General features: G+C 67.0%; 14 protein-coding genes (1 of these 14 cut by a window edge). 10 read left to right on the top strand and 4 right to left on the bottom strand.

Going from position 1 to position 19,289, the window contains the following annotated elements:
- Positions 1 to 813 carry the 5' portion of a peptide MFS transporter gene (locus RI03_RS03530; RefSeq protein WP_010215233.1) on the bottom strand. 627 nt of this gene lie to the left of the window's left edge, so only the first 813 of its 1,440 coding nucleotides appear in the window; its start codon is at positions 811 to 813; its stop codon lies beyond the left edge, outside the window.
- Positions 814 to 990: 177 nt separating this feature from the next.
- The gene (locus RI03_RS03525; protein WP_026046423.1) at positions 991 to 2,070 is read right to left on the bottom strand and encodes a LacI family DNA-binding transcriptional regulator; all 1,080 of its coding nucleotides are present in this window, start codon (positions 2,068 to 2,070) and stop codon (positions 991 to 993) included.
- A 195-nt stretch (positions 2,071 to 2,265) separates the two neighbouring features.
- Here RI03_RS03525 and RI03_RS03520 point away from each other — a divergent pair, with 195 nt between their 5' ends.
- On the top strand, positions 2,266 to 3,405 hold the full coding sequence (locus RI03_RS03520) for an endo-1,4-beta-xylanase (RefSeq protein ID WP_010215230.1): 1,140 nt from the start codon (positions 2,266 to 2,268) through the stop codon (positions 3,403 to 3,405).
- Between the two features lie 51 nt (positions 3,406 to 3,456).
- Here RI03_RS03520 and RI03_RS03515 read toward each other — a convergent pair whose 3' ends face one another.
- A complete protein-coding gene (locus tag RI03_RS03515) occupies positions 3,457 to 6,945 on the bottom strand; it encodes a TonB-dependent receptor (protein WP_037514690.1) in 3,489 nt (1,162 codons plus the stop codon).
- Between the two features lie 239 nt (positions 6,946 to 7,184).
- Here RI03_RS03515 and RI03_RS03510 point away from each other — a divergent pair, with 239 nt between their 5' ends.
- From RI03_RS03510 to RI03_RS03495, 4 genes are read left to right on the top strand one after another with little or no spacing between them, the layout of a single operon-like run.
- Positions 7,185 to 8,702 carry a tryptophan halogenase family protein gene (locus RI03_RS03510; protein WP_037514687.1) on the top strand — a complete coding sequence of 506 codons (1,518 nt, stop codon included), beginning with the start codon at positions 7,185 to 7,187 and terminating at the stop codon, positions 8,700 to 8,702.
- Complete coding sequence (locus RI03_RS03505; RefSeq protein ID WP_010215227.1) at positions 8,678 to 10,171, top strand: tryptophan halogenase family protein; 1,494 nt, start codon at positions 8,678 to 8,680, stop codon at positions 10,169 to 10,171. The genes RI03_RS03510 and RI03_RS03505 overlap by 25 nt, the downstream gene beginning before the upstream one ends.
- A complete protein-coding gene (locus RI03_RS03500) occupies positions 10,168 to 11,787 on the top strand; it encodes a tryptophan halogenase family protein (protein WP_010215226.1) in 1,620 nt (539 codons plus the stop codon). Before RI03_RS03505 ends, RI03_RS03500 begins: the two co-directional genes overlap by 4 nt.
- 7 nt (positions 11,788 to 11,794) lie before the next feature.
- Positions 11,795 to 12,820, top strand: a complete 1,026-nt coding sequence (locus RI03_RS03495) for a cupin-like domain-containing protein (protein ID WP_037514684.1) — start codon at positions 11,795 to 11,797, stop codon at positions 12,818 to 12,820.
- Positions 12,821 to 12,932: 112 nt separating this feature from the next.
- On the opposite strand, the gene RI03_RS03490 is transcribed toward RI03_RS03495, so the two are convergent.
- Complete coding sequence (locus RI03_RS03490) at positions 12,933 to 13,970, bottom strand: cupin-like domain-containing protein (protein WP_026046422.1); 1,038 nt, start codon at positions 13,968 to 13,970, stop codon at positions 12,933 to 12,935.
- A gap of 214 nt (positions 13,971 to 14,184) precedes the next feature.
- Between RI03_RS03490 and RI03_RS03485 the strand changes: the two genes are divergently transcribed.
- The 5 genes from RI03_RS03485 (at position 14,185) to RI03_RS03465 (ending at position 19,094) form a co-directional block, all read left to right on the top strand.
- Positions 14,185 to 15,126: a polysaccharide deacetylase family protein gene (locus tag RI03_RS03485; protein WP_238542231.1), complete on the top strand. Its 942-nt coding sequence runs from the start codon at positions 14,185 to 14,187 to the stop codon at positions 15,124 to 15,126.
- A 37-nt stretch (positions 15,127 to 15,163) separates the two neighbouring features.
- Positions 15,164 to 16,177 carry a glycoside hydrolase family 5 protein gene (locus tag RI03_RS03480; protein ID WP_238542229.1) on the top strand — a complete coding sequence of 338 codons (1,014 nt, stop codon included), beginning with the start codon at positions 15,164 to 15,166 and terminating at the stop codon, positions 16,175 to 16,177.
- A complete protein-coding gene (locus RI03_RS03475; protein WP_010215219.1) occupies positions 16,174 to 17,976 on the top strand; it encodes a glycoside hydrolase family 9 protein in 1,803 nt (600 codons plus the stop codon). The genes RI03_RS03480 and RI03_RS03475 overlap by 4 nt, the downstream gene beginning before the upstream one ends.
- Before the next feature lie 236 nt (positions 17,977 to 18,212).
- The gene (locus RI03_RS03470; protein WP_010215217.1) at positions 18,213 to 18,749 is read left to right on the top strand and encodes a peptidylprolyl isomerase; all 537 of its coding nucleotides are present in this window, start codon (positions 18,213 to 18,215) and stop codon (positions 18,747 to 18,749) included.
- Positions 18,750 to 18,854: 105 nt separating this feature from the next.
- A complete protein-coding gene (locus RI03_RS03465; RefSeq protein WP_238542226.1) occupies positions 18,855 to 19,094 on the top strand; it encodes a hypothetical protein in 240 nt (79 codons plus the stop codon).
- Positions 19,095 to 19,289 lie beyond the last annotated feature (195 nt).

Here is a 19,289-nt window from a genome sequence, read left to right as displayed (position 1 = left end):
GTTATAGACATTCCACACCTGTGACTGCGCAATCCAGAAGCCGACGCAAAGCGGCAGCAATGCGACCAGCCAGCGTATCCGCAGACGCTCGTCCGCGGTCAGCGCCTCCCGCCGTGCCCGCACGCGCCGATCCGGATCGCCCGGGAGATAGCGCGCGCCGGCAAGATACACGGCAAGACCGACGAGCATTCCGAACCCCGCGAAGGCGAACCCGGTGTGCCAGCCATAGGTCGCCGCCAGCGCACCCGTCAGGATCGGCGCGATGAACGCGCCAAGATTGATGCCGACGTAATAAATCTGGAACGCGTCCGCCTCGCGTCGATCACCATCGGCGTACAGCGCCTTGATCTGCGCCGACAGATTGCCGCGCAGCAAGCCCGCGCCGAGGATCAGCAGCAACAATGCGAGCAGAAAGGAGCGATCGAACGCAAGCGAGAAGTGCCCCGCAGTCATCAGCAGCGCCCCCGCCGCGACCGCGCCACGCCGCCCCGTGATACGGTCGCCGATCGCGCCCCCGATGACGGGGGTGAAGTAGATCAGCCCGGTGTAGAGCCCGAACGTCTGCGCTGCGAGCGCCTGCGTGGAAAGTGGGCCGGTGATCCCCTCGACAATCGCGCGGTAACGGTCGAACCCGGCAATCTGCTCGATATGCCCGGGCAGGAGCAACTGCTCGACCATGTACAAAACCAGCAGCGCCTGCATGCCGTGGTAGGAAATCCGCTCCCACAGCTCGGTCGCGGCCAGCACGTACAGGCCGCGAGGGTGATCCAGAATGCTCCGCCAGCGGGCCGGCACTGCGACGTTGGTAGCCATCGGTCACCGACGATAGGAGCCAAGCGCGCGGCTGTCTCGACAAGATTGCGGGGCGGACGACCATCTTGCAGGTTCTTGGATCCCAACCCGCGGTTGCCTCACGCAACCGGCGTGGGTCGGCCCGAGGCGGTCGGCGCCTGCGATCACGATCGCAGGCGCGACGCCCGAGCCGGACCGTCAGTCCGCCTCCACCGCAGCGGCTTCGTGCCGATCCGACCATATGCCGTCGGATTGGCGGCGAACCAGCGCGTGGCCGAGGACGGCATGCTGCGCCGAAAATGCGTTCCCGGCGCGGCGCGAGCGGATTTCGGCGCTTAGCAACTCGACCCCTGCCCGCGCCATCTCGGCAATCGGCTGCCGGATCGTCGTGAGTTCGGGCCAGATCGCGGTTGCGAGGGTGGTGTCGTCAAACCCGCAGACGGTAAGATCGGCTGGAACGGCGAGCAACTTCCGATGCGCAACACTCACGATCGCCGCTGCCATGTCGTCGTTGCTCGCGAATATTGCCGACGGCGGATCGGCAAGGCTGAGCAATTCTTCCGCGGCATCCAGTCCCGAGCGGTACGTGAACTGCCCCTGCGCCACGTACCTTTCGTTCACCACCAGCCCAGCCTCGCGCAACGCCATGCGATAGCCGTCAAGCCGCCGGATGCTTTCGCTGTGGTTCGGATCGCCCACGACAAAACCGATCCGGCGATGCCCGAGCGACAGGATATGCTGTGTCATCGTCCGCGCTGCGGCAAATTCGTCGATGCTGACCGCGAGCAGATCGGGCGACGGCGTGCCACTGCCGATGGCGAGCGCGGGGACGCCCTCGCCGACGATGGCGGCGATCAGCTCGGCAGAATCGCAAAGCGGCGACGGCAGCATCAGGCCATCGATCCCGCCTTCGATCAACTGTCGTGCCACCGCGATCGCGTGATCGTCGGGCTGGCATTTCTGGACGATCATCTGGACGTTCAACTGGCTCGCCATATCGAGACCACCCACCAGCAGCGCGCTGAGATAATTCGTACTGGGGTTGGTGAACAACAGTCCGATCCGGATCTGCTGCGCGCCGGTTAGAATGCGCGCGGCGAGATTCGGCGAATAGTTGAGCCGTTCGATCGCCGCCACGACCCGATCGCGGGTGCCGGGGCGGACCGTCGCTTCCTTGTTGACCACGCGCGAGACGGTCATTGCGGACACCCCCGCTGCCGCGGCGACATCGCGGATCGTCGCGGCTTTCGCCGGGTGCTGAGCTGGTCGCGGTTTCATTCTTACCCCCGGAGGGTGCCGCTACGGTTTTGCGCCGCGATGCGCAACGGCAGGTCCGACCCGGTTCGGCGCATATCCGGGCCGGGCGCGTTGTGCGAAGATGCATATTGATCGCATCAGCGGCCGCTACCAGTCCTTGACCTGCGCCTACCGCTTGCCGATGGTAACGGTATCAAAATAAGAGAGGGTGCTGTTATGACTGGATTTACGCGACGCGAAACCATGTTCGGGACGATTGCAGGCCTCGCGGCGGCACCGCTGGCCGCCGCGGCGCGGGAAGCCCCCTCCCTGGATACGCTGGCGCGGCGCAAGGGGATACGGTTCGGCTCCGCGATCGCCTGGGGCGCGCCGGGCGCGGACCGTGGTTCCTTCGCCAACCCGGCGTACGCGCGCCTCGTCTCCTCCGAATGCGGGTCGATCGTTTCCGAGAACGAGATGAAATGGCAGTGGTTGCGACCGAGCCCGACGACCTTCGCGTTCGAACGCTTCGATGCGATCCTCGGCTGGGCCGAGCGCGAACACCTCGCGGTCCGCGGGCATAACTTGCTGTGGCACCAGCCAAAGTGGTTTCCCGCCTGGCTCAACAGCTACGATTTCGGCGCCACGCCCAAGCGCGAAGCCGAACGAGTGCTGACGACGCATATCGACACGGTGCTCGGCCGCTACGGCAAGCGGATCACGAGCTACGACGTCGTCAACGAGGCGGTCCGCCCGGCCGATGGCGTGCTGTACGACACCAGTCTTTCGCGCGCGATGGGCGGTGCCGAACCGACGCTCGACCTCGCCTTCCACACCGCGCGCGCCGCCGCGCCGGGGGCGCAGCTCGTTTATAACGACTATATGAGCTGGGAGCCGGGGAATGCCGCACACCGTACGGGCGTGCTCAAGCTGCTCGAAGGGTTCCGCCGCCGCGGCACGCCGGTCGACGCGCTCGGCATCCAGTCGCATCTCGTCACGCAGGGGCTGGATACGAAGGCAAGTGTGGCCACGCTCGAACGCGACTGGCGGCACTTCCTCGATGCGGTCACGCAGATGGGGTATCGGCTGCTGCTCACCGAGCTCGACGTGCGCGACAATGCGCTGCCGGCCGACGTCACCACCCGCGACCGCGCGGTCGCTGACTTTACACGCGGCTATCTCGACGTGACGCTGAGCTACCCGGCGGTGCGCGACGTGCTGAGCTGGGGCCTGTGCGACCGGTACAGCTGGATCGAGGGGTTCGAGCCGCGCAAGGATGGCTCGCGGCGCCGCCCGACTTTGTACGATACGCAGTTCCGCGCCAAGCCGATGCGCGAAGCGGTCGCCGCTGCGTTTGCGGCTGCACCGCCCCGCTGACGGGATCGCCGATCGTGTGCCGGGGGGCTTGGCGCCCCCCGGCAGCGATGATCAGAAGTTGCCGCGCAGGATGAACGAGAAGCGGCGGTCGTTGACGAAATAGGACCGCGGCGCGAGCGTGTTCGGATCACCGCTATACGCCTGCAGCGTCTTGGTCACCGAGTTGGTCAGATTGACGCCCTGTACCCCGATCTTCACATATTTGTTGAGATTGAGGAACGCCGAGGCATCGAGCTGGCCCGACGCGTCCTGGAAGATCGACGTGTAGGGATAGATCACGTCGGCTGCGGTCAGCAGATATTTCGACCGCCAGTTATACGCAGCGCGGACCGAGACCGGGCCCTTCTCGTAGAACAACGTCGCGTTGACGTTATGCTTCGACAGGCCTTCGAGCGGCAGGCTGCCGGTCTTGGTCTGCGCCGCCACGTTGGTTACCGGCGATCCGCCGTTCAGGAACGAGTTGGGCAGGCCGGTGCTTTGAATGAACGTATAGTTGCCGGTAAAGCCGAAGCCGCTGAGCAGGCCGGGGAGGAAGTTGAAGGTCTGCTGATAGGCGACTTCCGCGCCCTTGACCTTACCGTGCCCGGAATAGTTGGCCGGCCCGCGCGTCAGCAGGTCGAACGTCTGGCCATTGTTGGTGAGCGGCAGGCTGACCAGCGACTGGTAGAAGAAGCCGCTGATGTCCTTGTAGAAAACGTCCGCGGTCAGCGAGCCGACCCGCGAAAAATACCACTCGGCCGTAATGTCGAACTGCCACGCCGTCGCCGGTTTCAGATACGGGTTGCCGACCTGGCTCTGGAAGTTGCCGTTTCCGTCGATCGAGATCTGCTGGAAATTGCGCACCAGATTGGTGTCGGGGCGGGTGAGCACCTTCGAGCCTGCGAAGCGCAGCAGGAGCTGCGGGGTAAGGCCGACCTTGAGGTTCACGCTGGGCAGCCAGTAGGTGTAATCGTTCGACGCCTGACCCAGCACGATGGTCGGGTTGGGCGCGGCGAACTGCTGCAAGCGGGCGTAACCTGCGGGGCCAAGCAGGCAAACGCCACCGGGCGCGGCAGGCGTATAGCCGGCCGGCAGATTGGTCGGCGCCGCGCGGACGCACCGGCTCTGGTACGAGTCCGCGATCCCGAGGGTTGCCTGGCTCGGGATGATGCTGCCGCCGAAATTATCCATGCCGGTATGGACGTAGCGAACCCCGACGTTGCCCGCGATGTCCAGCCCCTGGACCAGCGTCTTGGTATTGAACGAGGCCATCAGATACGCGGAACTGTCGCGCTGATGCACGCGGGTGACTTCGTTCGGGAGGTACGGTGAATCCGCGCCGACCCCGGCACGCAGCGCGGCAGGAGCCCAGCGCGTCGAAGGCGTGCACGGCGGATTTGTCGGTGCCGCAGTGGGCGGGCACTGACTGGCCGCACCGGCCGCCTCGACCTGGTTGATGAAGCCGACGGTCTTGTCATAGCCGTCGATCATGTTGCCGTTGTAATAATAGGCACCGGCCGGCCCCGGGGTCGCGCCGCGGAAGAAGTTGTTGAAGTTGTAGAAGCTCGCGTTGCCGCCATTGACCTGATTGATCGAGACGGGGCTTCCGGCCCAGACCTCGCTGAGCATGCCCCAGTTATAGGCCGAATATTTTACGGTCTGGTCCCGGTCGGCATAGCGCGCGCCGAACCGGATCTTGTCGAGGAAGCTGCCGTCGACGTCATAGGTGACGTCGCCCTTGAACTGGAACTCCTTGCCGCGGCTGTCCTCGAAATGGTCCATCGCCGCGCGCCAGAATTCGACGTTCGGATCGCCGAAATATTGCGCGTCGGTCGCATTGACCAGCGCCGGGTTCGCCGGCCCCGCCCACGCCGCCGCCAGCGTCGCCGGCTTGTGCGATACGACGGTCGGCAAATTGCCGGTGAGGTTCAGCTCCTGGTCGGCATAGGTCTCGCCGAAGATATTGAGCTGGCTGACCTGGTGGTGCGACTCGGTGTAATCGGCGTCGAGCGCGATATGCAGCCGCTCGGTCGGGTGAAGCAGCGCGTTCAGGCCATAATCGTTGACCGTATTCTGCTCGTACGACTGTCCGCGCGACAACGAGATCGGTGCGCCGCCGGTGGGGATGAACGTCTGCAGCGGCGTGCCGCTCAGGTTGCTGCGATAGCCGGTCCCGGGCGTCGTGATGTAGCCGCTCTGGAACAGGCCGTTCGCGTCATATTTGTAGTTGGTGAACTGGCCGACGGGGCATTGCGCACGCACCGTGCCCGAGTTGACGTCGGTCGGGTTGGTCAGCGGGCCGGCGTTGTTCTGCTGGCAGCCGACCGGATAGGTGCTGTATTCGGAAAGGTCGGGCGCCGCCTCGAACGTATGTTCGTCCGACAGGTTGGTCGTGTGCGAGCGGATGTACTGCCCGGTAATCAGGAACCGGCGGTCCTTCGATTCGAACTGTGCGGCAACCGCGATGCCGTCGCGCTTGCGATCGAACTCCTGAGTGCGATACTGTCCGCCCAATGGCGAATACAGGCCGGACTGCGGATCGGCGAACCCGTCCGCGCCCGGGGTCGATGCCGCGCCGCAGGCCGCGTTCGCGCCCGGCAAGGTTGTCGTGTCGGAATTGCCCGGCAGCGGATTGCGGCAGATCGTCGTGCCGCCCTGGCTCTGGTACGTCACCAGCGAGTTGTCGCGCGCCTGGAAGTTGGTGATCTGCAAACCATCAGCGCGGCTTCGCACGCGGGAGTAGGACACGTCGCCGAGCAGGCCGAACGTCCCGACGCCGGTATCCCAGGTGTTGCTGACCAGGATCGACCCGGTCGGGGTCCATTTCTTGCGAAGGTCGCCATAGCTCGCCTCGGTATCGACGCCGATATGGAAGCCCTTGTTGTCGAACGGCTTGCGCGTGTTGAGATTGACCGTCCCGGCGAGCCCGCCCTCGATCGAGGCGGCGGTGACGTTCTTGTACACCTCGACCGATCCGAGCAATTCCGCGGGCACGTCCGAGAAGTTGAGCGACTGGCCGCCGATCCCAGCAGAGAAGGCGTCGCGCCCGTTGAATTCGGACCGGACGAAGTTGAGACCGCGAATGACCACGCCCGAACCTTCGACCGAGAAATGGTCGGGATCGTTCGAGGCGGCGAAGCGGCTGATCGACACGCCCGGCACGCGCTGGAGCGCTTCGGTCACCGAACGATCGGGCAAGGCGCCGATGTCCTGCGCAGTGATCGCGTCGACCACCGTGTCGGAGTTGCGCTTGATGTTCTGCGCGTTGGCGAGGCTCTGGCGAATCCCGGTCACGACGATGTCGTCGGGATCCTTGGCGGTGTTCGCCGGCGTCGCAGTCTGCCCGTCGACGCTCGAAGTCTCGCTGGAGGACGTCGGTGCCCCGGCCGTACCTGCGGTGCCTTGCCCTGCAACCGCTCCGGTTGGCGACGTCGGGTTGGATCCGGCGGTCTGCGCGTGTGCCGTCCCGGCAAGCGCGACGCACAACGCGGTGGCGGAAGCGCCATGGAAAAAGTGGACAAGACGACGAACAGCCGCCGTCTGTGGCGTTAAGCTACGCATACACAACCCCTCACTGAACACGACGCTGTATTCGCGTCTGATTTTGACGACGCCGTCGGTTTGTCCGATGCGCGCCAGCTATGTTTGCGGTAACATTTTGGGGAAATCAAACGCTAAATTCGAAGGAATGTGACAATCCTGCAACGCTGGTGAAACAATCAGCTAGCGGTTGACGCAGCGTTTGGAATGAAGGAGCACCCGATGGGAGCGCAAGCATAAGGCGCCGGTGGAGAGTAGCGATGCCGTTGACAGCAGGGGCAAAAGTACGGGTCGTGGTGGTCGGCGGCGGGACGGCCGGCTGGATGACTGCCGCTGCGCTCGCGCGGCTGTTGCCCGATCACTGTTCGGTCCATCTCGTCGAATCCGAGGCGATCGGCGTGGTCGGCGTCGGCGAGGCGACGCTTCCGCACATCCGCGCCTTTAACAAGCGCCTCGGGATCGACGAAGCCGAGTTCATGGCGCGCACGCGGGCGACCTTCAAACTGGGCATCGAGTTCCGCGACTGGGGCCGGATCGGCGACAGTTACATCCATCCGTTCGGCACCTTCGGGCGCGGGTCCGGCGCGGTCGATTTTCACCACTATTGGACAAGGTTGCTGCGCGAGGGGAAACCGCTGCCGTCGCTCGACAGCCTGTCCTACGCTTGCGCACTGGCACGCGGCGGCAAGTTCGACCGGCCCGCGACCGACCGGACGCTCGCGGGGACCTATGGCTATGCCTATCAGTTCGATGCGCTGCTGTTCGCGCCATACCTGCGCCAGATCGCCGAGGAGACCGGCGCACGTCGCACGGAAGGGACGGTCGCCACCGTCGAGCGCGATGGCGAAAGCGGGGACATCCGGGCGATCGTCCTCGACGGCGGCGAACGGATCGAGGGTGACCTGTTCATCGACTGCTCGGGCTTCCGCTCGCTGTTGCTTGGGTCGACGCTCGCGGAACCGTTCGTCGACTGGTCGCACTGGCTGCCGACCGATCGCGCGGTGGCGATGCCGTGCCGGACGCGCACCGCGGTCACGCCCTATACCAGCGCGATCGCGATGCCCTCGGGCTGGCGCTGGCGGATCCCGCTGCAGCATCGCACCGGCAACGGCTATGTCTATGCGAGCGCGTTCGTCTCCGACGACGACGCACGCCGCGCGCTCGAAACCGCGGTCGAGGGCGAGCCGCTCGCCGCGCCGCGCATGCTGCGGTTCCAGGCGGGACGGCGGCGGCGAAGCTGGGTCGGCAATTGCGTTGCGATCGGGCTCGCCAGCGGCTTCCTCGAGCCGCTCGAATCGACCAGTATCTACCTCGTCCAGCAGGCGATCACCGCGCTGATCGAGCTGTTCCCCGAGCGCCATATCAGCGCCACCGACCGCGACGAATTCAACCGCGTGATCGATCTTGAATATGACCGGATCCGCGACTTCCTGATCCTCCATTATCACGCCACCACCCGCAGCGACTCCCCCTTCTGGGATTATGTCCGCACAATGCCCATCCCGGACACGCTGTCCGAAAAGCTCGACCTGTGGCGCACCCGCGCGCGGATCGTGAAATATCGCGAGGGGGTGTTTCTCGATCCCAGCTGGGTCGCGGTCTATCTCGGCCAGGGGATCGTGCCCGAAGGATGGGATCCGCGCGTCGACACGGTCGCGACGGATGCGCTGCTCCACAGCGTGGAGACGCTCCAAGCCGAAATTGCGGGCGATGTCGCGCGCCGCCCCGATCACCGCAGCTTCATCGAGCGCTATTGCGCGATGGCGCAAGCCGCCTGATGCGCGGCGACCGGCTCGAGCGGATCGTGGTGGCAGGCGGCGGGATCACCGCCTGGTGCGCCGCCGCCGCAATCAAACGGCGCGCGCCGTTCCTCGACGTGACGATCCTCGCGTGCGCGGCCGCGCCGGATGCATTGGCCGACCGGATCGCCTGTACCCTGCCCTCGCTGCTGGGGTTTCAGGAGGATCTGGGGATCGGCGTCGCCGATGGGATCGTGCGGACCGGCAGCGGCTACCGGCTCGGGACGCTGTTCGCGGGCTGGGCAACCGGGCTGCCGGACTATGTCCACGCTTATGGCCGCTATGGCGCTTCGTTCGGGCCGACCGCTTTCCATCTGCACTGGGTGCGATCGGCACAGGACGGGAGCGCAGAACCGTTCGACAGCCACTCGCCCGCCGCGGCGCTCGCGCGCGCCGGGCGGTTCGTCCCGCCGACCGCCAATTCGCCGTTCGCCGACCACGAATTTGGCCTGACGCTCGATGTGCCCCGCCACGCGACGATGCTACGCGCGTTCGCGCTGCACGTCGGCGTTCGCGAGATCGTGGGCGAGATTGCCGGGGTGACGCTGGATGCCGACAAGGCGATCACGTCGGTCGATCTGGCCGACGGGTCCGCGCTGTGCGCCGACCTGTTCATCGACGCGACCGGCCCCCAGGCCCGCCTGCGCGGCACCATCGACGCGGTGCGCGACGACTGGAGTGCGTGGCTCCCCTGCGACCGCGTCCTGCTCGCCGAACCGGGCGGGGAGCCGGCGGTGCTCACCACCGTCACCGCGCACGAAGCGGGCTGGCGATGGTCGAGCGGCGGACAGGCGGGCTTTGCCTATGCCTCCCACGCGATCAGCGACGGCAAGGCGGCGCGCGTCCTGCGCAACGCCTCGGGTGCCACGCCAGGCGAACCGATCCGCATCCGCCCCGGCACGCGCCCGCAGCCGTGGCAGGGCAACTGCATTGCGATCGGCGATGCCGCGACCGAGATCGAACCGCTCGAATGGTGCAACCTCCACCTCGCGCTCAGCGCGATCGACCGGCTGATCACGATGCTCCCCGGCCGTGTCGCGACCTCGGTCGAGGTGGCCGAATTCAATCGCCAGACCCGCGCCGAAGCCGAACGCGTCCGCGATTTCCTCGCGATGCATTACCGGACGGCGCGGCGCGACGATCCGCTGTGGCGCAGCCTCGCCGCGACCGAACCGCCTGCCAGCCTCGCGCATACGCTCGCGCAATTCGCCGAACGCGGGCGCCTCCCGTTCCATGAAGAGGAAACCTTCGCGCGCGACAGTTGGGCCGCGGTCATGATCGGCCAGGGCTTCCTGCCGCGCCGCGTCGATCCGCTCGTTTCGGCCATCCCCGTCGCGTCGGTACGCGCGGCGATGGCGCATCAGGCATCCGCGATTGCCGCCGCCCTGCCGCATGTTCCCACCCACGCCGCCTATCGTGCGGCCCAGACGAGACACCTCACCCAATGAACGAGCATTCGATCCGCCGCGTGGTCATCGTCGGCGGGGGCACCGCCGGCTGGATGGCCGCCGCCGCCTTCGCCCGCTTCCTCAACAACGGCTATACCCAGGTCACCCTGGTCGAATCCGACGAGATCGGCACGGTCGGCGTCGGCGAGGCGACGATCCCGCCGATCATCAACTTCAATCAGATGCTCGGGATCGACGAGAACGCGTTCCTTGCGGCGACGGCGGGCACGTTCAAGCTCGGGATCGAGTTCGTTGACTGGGGCGCGCTTGGCGAGCGCTACTTCCATCCGTTCGGCAAATATGGTCACGATTTGCAGGGGATTCATTTCCACCAGCTCTGGCTACGCGAGAAGGCACGGCGGCCGATCGAGGACATTGCGGCCTGGTCGATGAGCGCGATGGCCGCGAAGAACGGGACCTTCGGCCGCGCGAACGAGGATGCGCGCTCGCCGGTGCGCGAACTGTTCTACGCCTTCCATTTCGACGCCTCGCTCTACGCGCGCTATCTGCGCGACTATGCCGAGAAGGCGGGGATCGTCCGGGTCGAAGGCAAGATCGCGACGGTTAATCAGCGTCCCGGCGACGGCTATGTCGAGGCGGTCACGCTCGAGGACGGGCGGCGCGTCGAGGGCGACCTGTTCATCGACTGCTCGGGCTTCCGCGGCCTGCTGATCGAGGAAACGCTCCACACCGGCTACGAGAGCTATGCGCACTGGCTGCCGTGCGACCGCGCGATCGCGGTGCCGTGCGCGCTGCCCCGGCCGGGCGAGCCTGATCCGTTCACGCGCTCGACCGCGCATCAGGCGGGGTGGCAGTGGCGGATTCCGTTGCAGCACCGCATGGGCAACGGCCTCGTCTATTGCAGCGACTATCTCGACGACGATGCCGCCGAGGCGCAACTGCTCGCGAGCCTCGAGGCCGAGCCGCTCGCCGACCCGCGCCGGATCCGCTTTACCGCGGGCCGTCGTCGGGACTGCTGGAACCGCAACGTGGTCGCGCTCGGGCTATCGAGCGGCTTCATCGAACCGCTCGAGTCGACCAGCATCCATCTCGTCCAGGCGGGAATCCAGCGACTCCTCGCGCTGTTCCCCGACAAGCGCTTCGACCCGACCGAACGCGACGAGTTCAACCGGCAGATGCACGACCTGTACGAGGACATCCGCGACTTCATCATCCTGCATTACAAGGCCACGCGCCGCGACGATTCACCCTTCTGGGACAAGGTGCGGACGATGGAGGTGCCCGAAAGCCTGCAACGCAAGATCGACCTGTTCGCGGGCAAGGGCCGGCTGTTCCGCGAAGGTTACGACCTGTTCAGCGACCCGAGCTGGGTGGCGGTGTGCCTCGGCCAGGGGATCATCCCCAAGAGCTGGGAGCCGGCCGCCGATGCGCTCGACGAGCAGAAGGTCGCGATTGCGCTGGAACAGATGCGACGCGGCTATCTCGACACCGCGCAACGCCTGCCGACGCACGGCGATTTCCTGCGGCGGACCGCGCTTTCCCCGCTGGCGGTGGCTCCGCCGGCCCCCGCGCCCGCACCCAAGGACGACGTGCCGTTCTTCGCCTTCACCGCCGAATCGCCGTTCGACGTCGGTGGCGGGGGATCGCCGCTGTGACGCGGGCATGACGTCGCTCGCCACCCCTGCGCCGATCGCGGAACTGCACGGCATCGACCGGACCCGGTTCGATAGCGAGATCCGCACCGCCGCAAGGCCGGTGGTCCTGCGCGGGCTCGCCGCGGACTGGCCCGCGGTCCACGCCGCGCATGAGTCGGACGAGGCGCTGGTCGACTATCTCAAGACCTTCAGCCATCCCGAACCGGTCGGCGCGATCGTCGGCGCGCCCGAGATCGAGGGGCGCTTCTTCTACGAACCCGGTCTCACCGCGCTCAACTTCACGCGCGGCCGTTCCCCGCTCGATCCGTTTCTCGACCGGTTGCTGCGCGATCGCGCGGTGCCGCGTCCCTATGCGATCGCGGTCCAGTCGATCCCGGCACCCGACCTGCTCCCCGGGTTCGCCGCGGCGCACGCGATCGATCTGGTCGATCCCACGGTCGTGCCGCGGCTGTGGCTCGGCAATGCGATCCGCGTCGCGACGCATTACGATTTGATGGAGAATATCGCGGTCGTCGTCGCGGGCCGCCGTCGCTTCACGCTGTTCCCGCCCGATCAGGTCGCCAACCTCTACATGGGCCCGTACGAACTGACCCCGGCGGGCACGCCGGTGAGCATGGTCGACCCGGACGCGCCCGATCTCGAGCGCTACCCGCGCTTCGCCGAGGCAATGGCGCATGCGTGCGCGGCGACGCTCGAGCCCGGCGACGCGCTCTACATTCCGTTCCACTGGTGGCATGCGGTCGCCTCGCTCGCGCCGGTCAACGTGCTGTGCAATTACTGGTGGGACCCGGCACCGGCGGGAATGCCCAACCCGTATGACGCGCTGTTGCTCGGGCTTTTTGCGCTGCGCACGCTACCGGAGGACCAGCGCAAGGTATGGCGCACGATGTTCGACCATCTCGTGTTCCAGACCGGCGGCGATCCGGCGGCGCATCTGCCGCCACACGTCAAAGGCGTGCTGGGTGAGGCCGACCGCGACGGACTGGAGCGGATGCGCGTGACACTGCTGCAAAGCCTGGGGCGGACCGGATAGCGTTCCAGAGACGACCAGAACTTTGACGCCCCCAAACCGACTTCGCTCGAACCGAACGGGGAGAATTGGTGAGCCGATACGATCGAAGGGGATTCGCGCCGACGACTGCAGCTCACGGCCGCTGCAGCATCCGGATCAGGAACTGGCGGATCCTGCCCGTCCGCTCGACGCTCGCCGCCCCCAATATGCCGCGCGCCGCTTCCGGCAAATGGTCCGCCGCCCGCGCCGCGTCGGGCGCGAAGACGAGATGGTCGTACCAGCTCCGCCACGCCGTCTTCTCCGCGACCGGCAGGTCGCGCACCGCCTCGATCGCATGGACCAGCGCGAGGAAGGCGGCGCTCGAGCGATGTTCCCACCAGTAATTGACCAGCACGTTGAGCCGGTCGAACGCGCGGACATGATGCCACCAGATCGGCGGGATGAAGATCGCATCGCCCGGTCCGAGCTCGGCGACCTCGGCATGCGCCAGCGCTTGCGCAAAGCACGGGTAGCGTTGCAGGTCGGGCGCGTCGGGATCGACCATGCTCGACGGCGGCCCGGCCATCGTGTGGTCGAGCGGCCCGACATACAGGTTGGCGATCTGCTCGGGCGGGAACAGCGTGAACCGCCGCCGCCCCGCAACGACGCACGCGATGTTGATCGACGTGTCGTAATGCGTCGCGATCCGCGTGGCATTGCCGATCCACAGCCTCGCCGGTGCGTCGACCCCGAGCGCGAGCGGGTTCGCCGCCTCCCAGCCCGGCAGATGTTCGGGCGCGGTCGCGGCGTTGGCGTAAAGCGCGTGCGGCCGTTCCGCTGCCGTTTCGGAGAACCGCAACAGCTCGGCGACCAGCGCGCCGATCGGCACGGGCTGGCGATGGAAGTTGAACCCCGTCAGCGTGTCATCGGCGTAGAAGAAGCGCCCTTCCGCCTCGGGTGGCGCGATCAACACGTCGAGCGGCTTGCCCCCCGCCGTCGCGAAGCCCGCGAGATATTGCGCCATCGCCCGGTCGCCCCCGGCCCCCGCGCCGACGGCAGGCCAGTGCGCGACCTGGCCGCGCAGCACGACCGGTCGATAGGCCGTCACGACCTCCCGCGCGAACGTCGCCGCGTCCACGGCAGCGCGTTCGGCGACGCGGCGTTGGGTTACGGGCGGGGGAAAGTCCGACATTGTTCCCGACAGTAGCGGAGCAGATGGCGTCGCGACAGCATGTCTCGGGCAAAAACGTACGCGCGTGAAACGCTTTCTTATCAAGGACACAGCGGGTTGACACGACCCGCGGGGTACGGTGTGATACCGGTAACACGGCCAGCCCGAGACGATCGCAAACGCGACCGGACCCGAGCCGTGGGGAGCAGGATGCGATATGCACGGGTGGAAAGTCTTGACCGCCGGATTGACGGCGGCGCTCGTCGCAGGATCCGCCCTCGCTGCGCCGCCGTCCGAACGGTCGACCCCCTCCTCCCCCGCGGCAAAGACGCGGTCGGCGCGCCCCCGGATTGCCCTGACCTTCGACGACCTGCCCGCGCATGGACCGTTGCCGGTCGGGGGCGACCGGCTCGTCATCGCGCGGACGATTCTCGCCGCGCTCGCCGCGCATCATGCGCCTGCGTTCGGCTTCATGAACGCCACCTTCGGCGCGGGCGACCCCAACGCCCCCAGGGTGCTGGCGGCATGGCGTTCGGCCGGGCTGCCGATCGGCAACCATACCGCGGGCCACGTCAATCTCGACACGGTCGGGTCGACCGCCTTCCTTGCCGATGTGCTTCGCAACGAGCCCGCGATCGCCGCGGTCGCGGGCGACAGCGACTGGCACTGGTTCCGCTACCCCTTCCTCGCCGAGGGGCAGGACGCCAGCGTGCGCGACACCGTCCGCGCCGGATTGCGCGCGCGCGGCTATCGGATCGCCGCGGTCACGATGAGCTTTGGCGACTATGCCTGGAACGACGCCTTCGCGCGCTGCACCGCGCGAAACGATACGACTGCAATCGCGACGCTGGAGACGAGCTTCCTCGCTGCGGCGCGCGCGCAGGCGCAGCGGTCGCGCGATCTGGCCCGCGCCGCGCTCGGGCGGGACATTCCGTACGTGCTGCTGCTCCATCTCGGCGCGTTCGACGCGCGGATGATGCCGCGGCTGCTCGACCTGTACGACCAGATGGGGTTCGGCTTCACCACCCTCCCCGAGGCGGAGGCCGATCGCTTTTACGCGGGCTCGCGCGATCTTTCGCAGCCGGGCCCGACCGCGACGCTCGAAGCGGCGGCGTATGCCAAGGGGCAGCCCATCCCCGCCAATGCCCCCCTTCCCACCGCCGAAGTTTGCGCGTGACACCGGTTGCAATCGATACCGCTCAAGGAGCAACGCAATGAGGACGATCCCCCGCAGCCTCCGCGTAGCACTGGCCTGTTGCACAACGCTCTTGCCGGTCGCGGCGAGCGCCGCGCCGTCCGGCGATGCCTTCGCCACGGCCGCGCACCTGCACCGCGGGGTCAACGTGCTCGGCTACGATCCGCTGTGGAAGGACCCGGCGCGCGCACGCTTCCAGCCGCGCCATTTCGCGGTTATCCGCAAGGGCGGGTTCGACTTCATCCGTCTCGTGCTGCAGGCGTTCGACCATATGGACGCCGCCAACCGGCTCGACCCCAAATGGCTCGCCACGCTCGATCGCGTGGTCAAGCAGGCGAGCGATGCCGGCCTGTCGGTGATCCTCGACGAACATGATTTCAACACATGCTCGGACGATCCCGAGGCTTGCGGCCCGAGGCTCACGGCGTTCTGGCGGCAGATCGGCGAGCGTTATCGCGCCGCCCCGCGGTCCGTGCTGTTCGAACTGTTGAACGAGCCGCACGGCAAGCTCGACGCGGATCGCTGGAACGCGTTGCTCGCGCAGATCCTGCCCGTCGTCCGTGCCAGCAATCCACAGCGCACGCTCGTGGTCGGGCCGACCAACTGGAACAGCCTGAGCAAGCTGGACGCGCTGAAGCTGCCGGCGAGCGACCGCAACATCCTCGTCACCTTTCATTACTACGAGCCGTTCCGCTTCACCCACCAGGGTGCGCCGTGGACCGACAATCGCGATCTCCACGGCATCCCGCTGACCTCGGCCGACGAGAAGCGCATCGGCGCGGACCTCGATGCGGTCGCCGCCTGGAGCAAGGCCAATAAACGCCCGGTGCTGCTCGGCGAGTTCGGCACCTTCGACAAGAGCGGCACGCCGATGGTGGACCGCGTGCGCTACACCGCGACCGTCCGGCGCGATGCGGAGGCGCATGGCTTCCCCTGGGCCTATTGGCAGTTCGACAGCGATTTCATCGTCTACGACATCGACCACGACAAATGGGTCGAGCCGATCCGCCAGGCGCTGGTGGGGAAACCATGAGCGCGCGCCGGCTCGTTCCGGTCGCGCTGCTGCTCGCCGCAGCGGCGGCGCCGACCCCGCCCGCGGCGATCCGCATCGATCAGGCCGGATATGAGACGCGCGGCCCCAAGACGGCCGTGCTGCTGTCCGCCGCGACGACCCCGCTCGGCTGGACGTTGCGCAATTCGGAAGGACGGACGGTCGCGTCCGGGTCCACCATTCCGGTAGGCCCCGATGCGGCCTCCGGGCAAAGCGTGCACCGGATCGCGTTCGGCGAGTTCCACACCCCCGGCAGCGGCTATGTCCTGCATGTCGGCCCGGACGCCAGCCACCCCTTCGCGATCGCGAACCGGCCGTTCGCCCCCGTCGCGACCGCGGCGATGGCGTTCTTCTACCAGCAACGCAGCGGGGTGCCGATCCTGCCCGCGTTGGTCGAACGGCGTGACCTGTCGCGCGCGGCGGGTCATGCGCCCGATCGCGCCACCTGCTTTGCGGGGCGCGACCAGAAAGGCGTGCAATGGCCGGGCTGCGGCTACACCCTCGACGCGACCGGCGGCTGGTATGACGCGGGCGACCAGGGCAAATATGTCGTCAACGGCGGCGTATCGACCTGGACCCTGCTCGATCTGCACGAACGGCTGGGCGCGTTCGGCGATGCGGCGGCCTTTGCGGACGGGCGGCTCGCGCTTCCGGAACGGGCCAATGGACGCGACGACCTGCTCGACGAAGCGCAGGTCGAGGTCAAATTTTTGCTCGCGATGCAAATCCCGGATGGGACGTCGCTGGCGGTGGCCCGGCGAAATGGCGACGCCGGCTTCGAGACGATCGACGCCGGGGGACTCGTCCACACCAAGATCGCGGACGAACATTGGACGCCCCTGCCGACCGCGCCCGCCGACGACCACGAGCGGCGATTCCTGTACCCGCCATCGACCGCCGCGACGCTCAACATGGTCGGGGTCGCGGCGCAGGCCGCGCGGATCTGGCGGACGATCGACCCGGTTTTCGCCGCGCGGTGCCTTGCCGCCGCACGACGTGGCTGGGCGGCTGCCCTGAGCTACCCCGACCTGCGTGCCAGTTCGGATTTCACCGGCAGCGGCGGCTATGGCGACAAGGACATCCGCGACGAATTCACCTTTGCCGCGGCGCAGTTGTACGCGTCCACCGGCGAAGCCCCGTTCCTCGCGCGGTTGCGCAGCGACGGCGTGTTTGCGGATCCTGGCGACCGGATCGACTGGGGCTATCTGCGGCTGGCGGGCGCGCTGACCCTGGCGACGGTGCCAAGCGCCCTTCCGACCGACCTGCGCGCATCGCTCCGCGCGGGGATCACGCGGCTGGCGGACGGTTTCGTCGCGGAGACACGCCGCAGCGGCTACGGCCTTCCCTACGCCGGAACACGCTATTCCTGGGGATCGAACGCGACGATCCTCAACCGCGCGATCGTGCTTGGTGTGGCGTGGCAGATCAAAGCGACGCCCGCCTATCGCGACGCGGTGGTCGCCAGCCTCGACTACGTGCTGGGGCGCAACGCGCTCGACCAATCTTATGTCACAGGCTTCGGAGTGCGCAGCATGCGTCACCCGCACCATCGCTTCTGGGCCGCCATGGCGAACCCGCGCTATCCCGCGCCACCCTCAGGCGTGCTGTCGGGCGGGCCGAATTCGGACGAAGCGCGACGTCCGGGGCCGATGCACGGGTGCGCGCCGCAGGCGTGCTGGATCGATGACTACCGGGTCTTTACGGTGAACGAGGTCGCGATCAACTGGAACGCCCCGCTGGTATGGACTGCCGCATTTCTCGACGCGAGCCGGGCGCGGTAGGGGGTGGCGCGGGCAGTGTTCCCAACACGGATTTTTCCTGCTCAAAAGGGGGCAAGCACCAGGTCGGTCAGCGCCACGCGCGTCGCGGTCAAACCCCGGATTGCAGATACCGGCGTAATTGAGCGATCGGAAGGAACGCGATGAGAATTTGTCTGTCCGCCATAAGTCTGGCGCTCGCCGTACCTGCCCTGGCGCAGGGTCCGGCGACTCCCCTGGCTTCGGCCACCACCCCGCCCGTGAACTTGCCGCGCGTGCTGGTCGAAACGAGCGCGGGAAGGATCGTGATCGAGCTGGAAACGGTGAAAGCGCCGGCTTCCGCTGCCAATTTCCTACGGTACGTGGACCAAAAGAAGCTCGATGGCACCGAATTCTACCGCGCTGTCAAAGCTGCCGATCATTTCGGTTTTGTCCAGTTCGGAGCCAATGGTGAGTTCAAGCGCCTTCTCCCGCCCATCGCGCACGAGCCAACAACGCAGACCGGCCTCCACCACACCGACGGCGAAATATCGCTTGCCCGCCTTGCGCCAGGCACCGGCCGCAGCGAGTTTACGATCAGCGTCGGAAACCAGACGTCTTCGCTGGACGCAGGCAAAGGACAGCCCGCGGACAATCTTGGCTATGCCGCGTTCGGCCACGTCGTGGAGGGCATGCCGATTATCGTCAGCATCATGGACGCGCCCGTTTCGCCGACGGCCACGCAACGCGGCGCGTTCAAGGGCGAAGTGCCGGTGGCCCCGGTAAAGGTTCTGACAGCCCGTCGCCTGAAACCCTAGCCGCCGCTCTTGCCGATGCCCCGTCGGTGTCACTTGGCCGACCACCGTCCCGACATTGCGCGCAATCAATCCGGGAGTACCGCGCGCGCCAAGGGGATCAAAGCGGTGGCGCGGGAACTTGAGCGGCAGTTCCCCACGGAGCATGGTCGCCGCGATGCGGACACCGCCCGGATCGCGCTCCACCGGGCGAGCTTCGGCCCGGAGACCCTTTCGGTCACTGCCGATGGCGGCAAGGTCAAACCGACCGGAATGGTCCGCTCTCAGCGCGATTGTTGCCTCCCAAACTCCACCACCTGGAAGGCGCCCGGCACGACCGAAGTCGAGAACGATCCGATCGTCGCCTGACGATCCACTCTCACCGCCGCCCCGGGGAAGATCGCCACGACTATCGAGGCGGTCGAGGGCGCGATTGCATATGCGCGCGGACAGTTCTCGATCGCAAACAAGACGGAGCGCGTTTTCGGTCAACCTCACGACGACAGTGGAATGGGCGGATGGGGTGCCCGTTGAGCCGAGGGGGATGATAACAACGCTGGTTCC

It is taken from the genome of Sphingomonas sp. PAMC 26621 (assembly GCF_000251145.1).
Classification (GTDB): Bacteria; Pseudomonadota; Alphaproteobacteria; order Sphingomonadales; family Sphingomonadaceae; genus Sphingomonas.
Note: the sequence above shows the minus strand (reverse complement) of the source record. Positions and strands in the feature narration are given on the sequence as shown.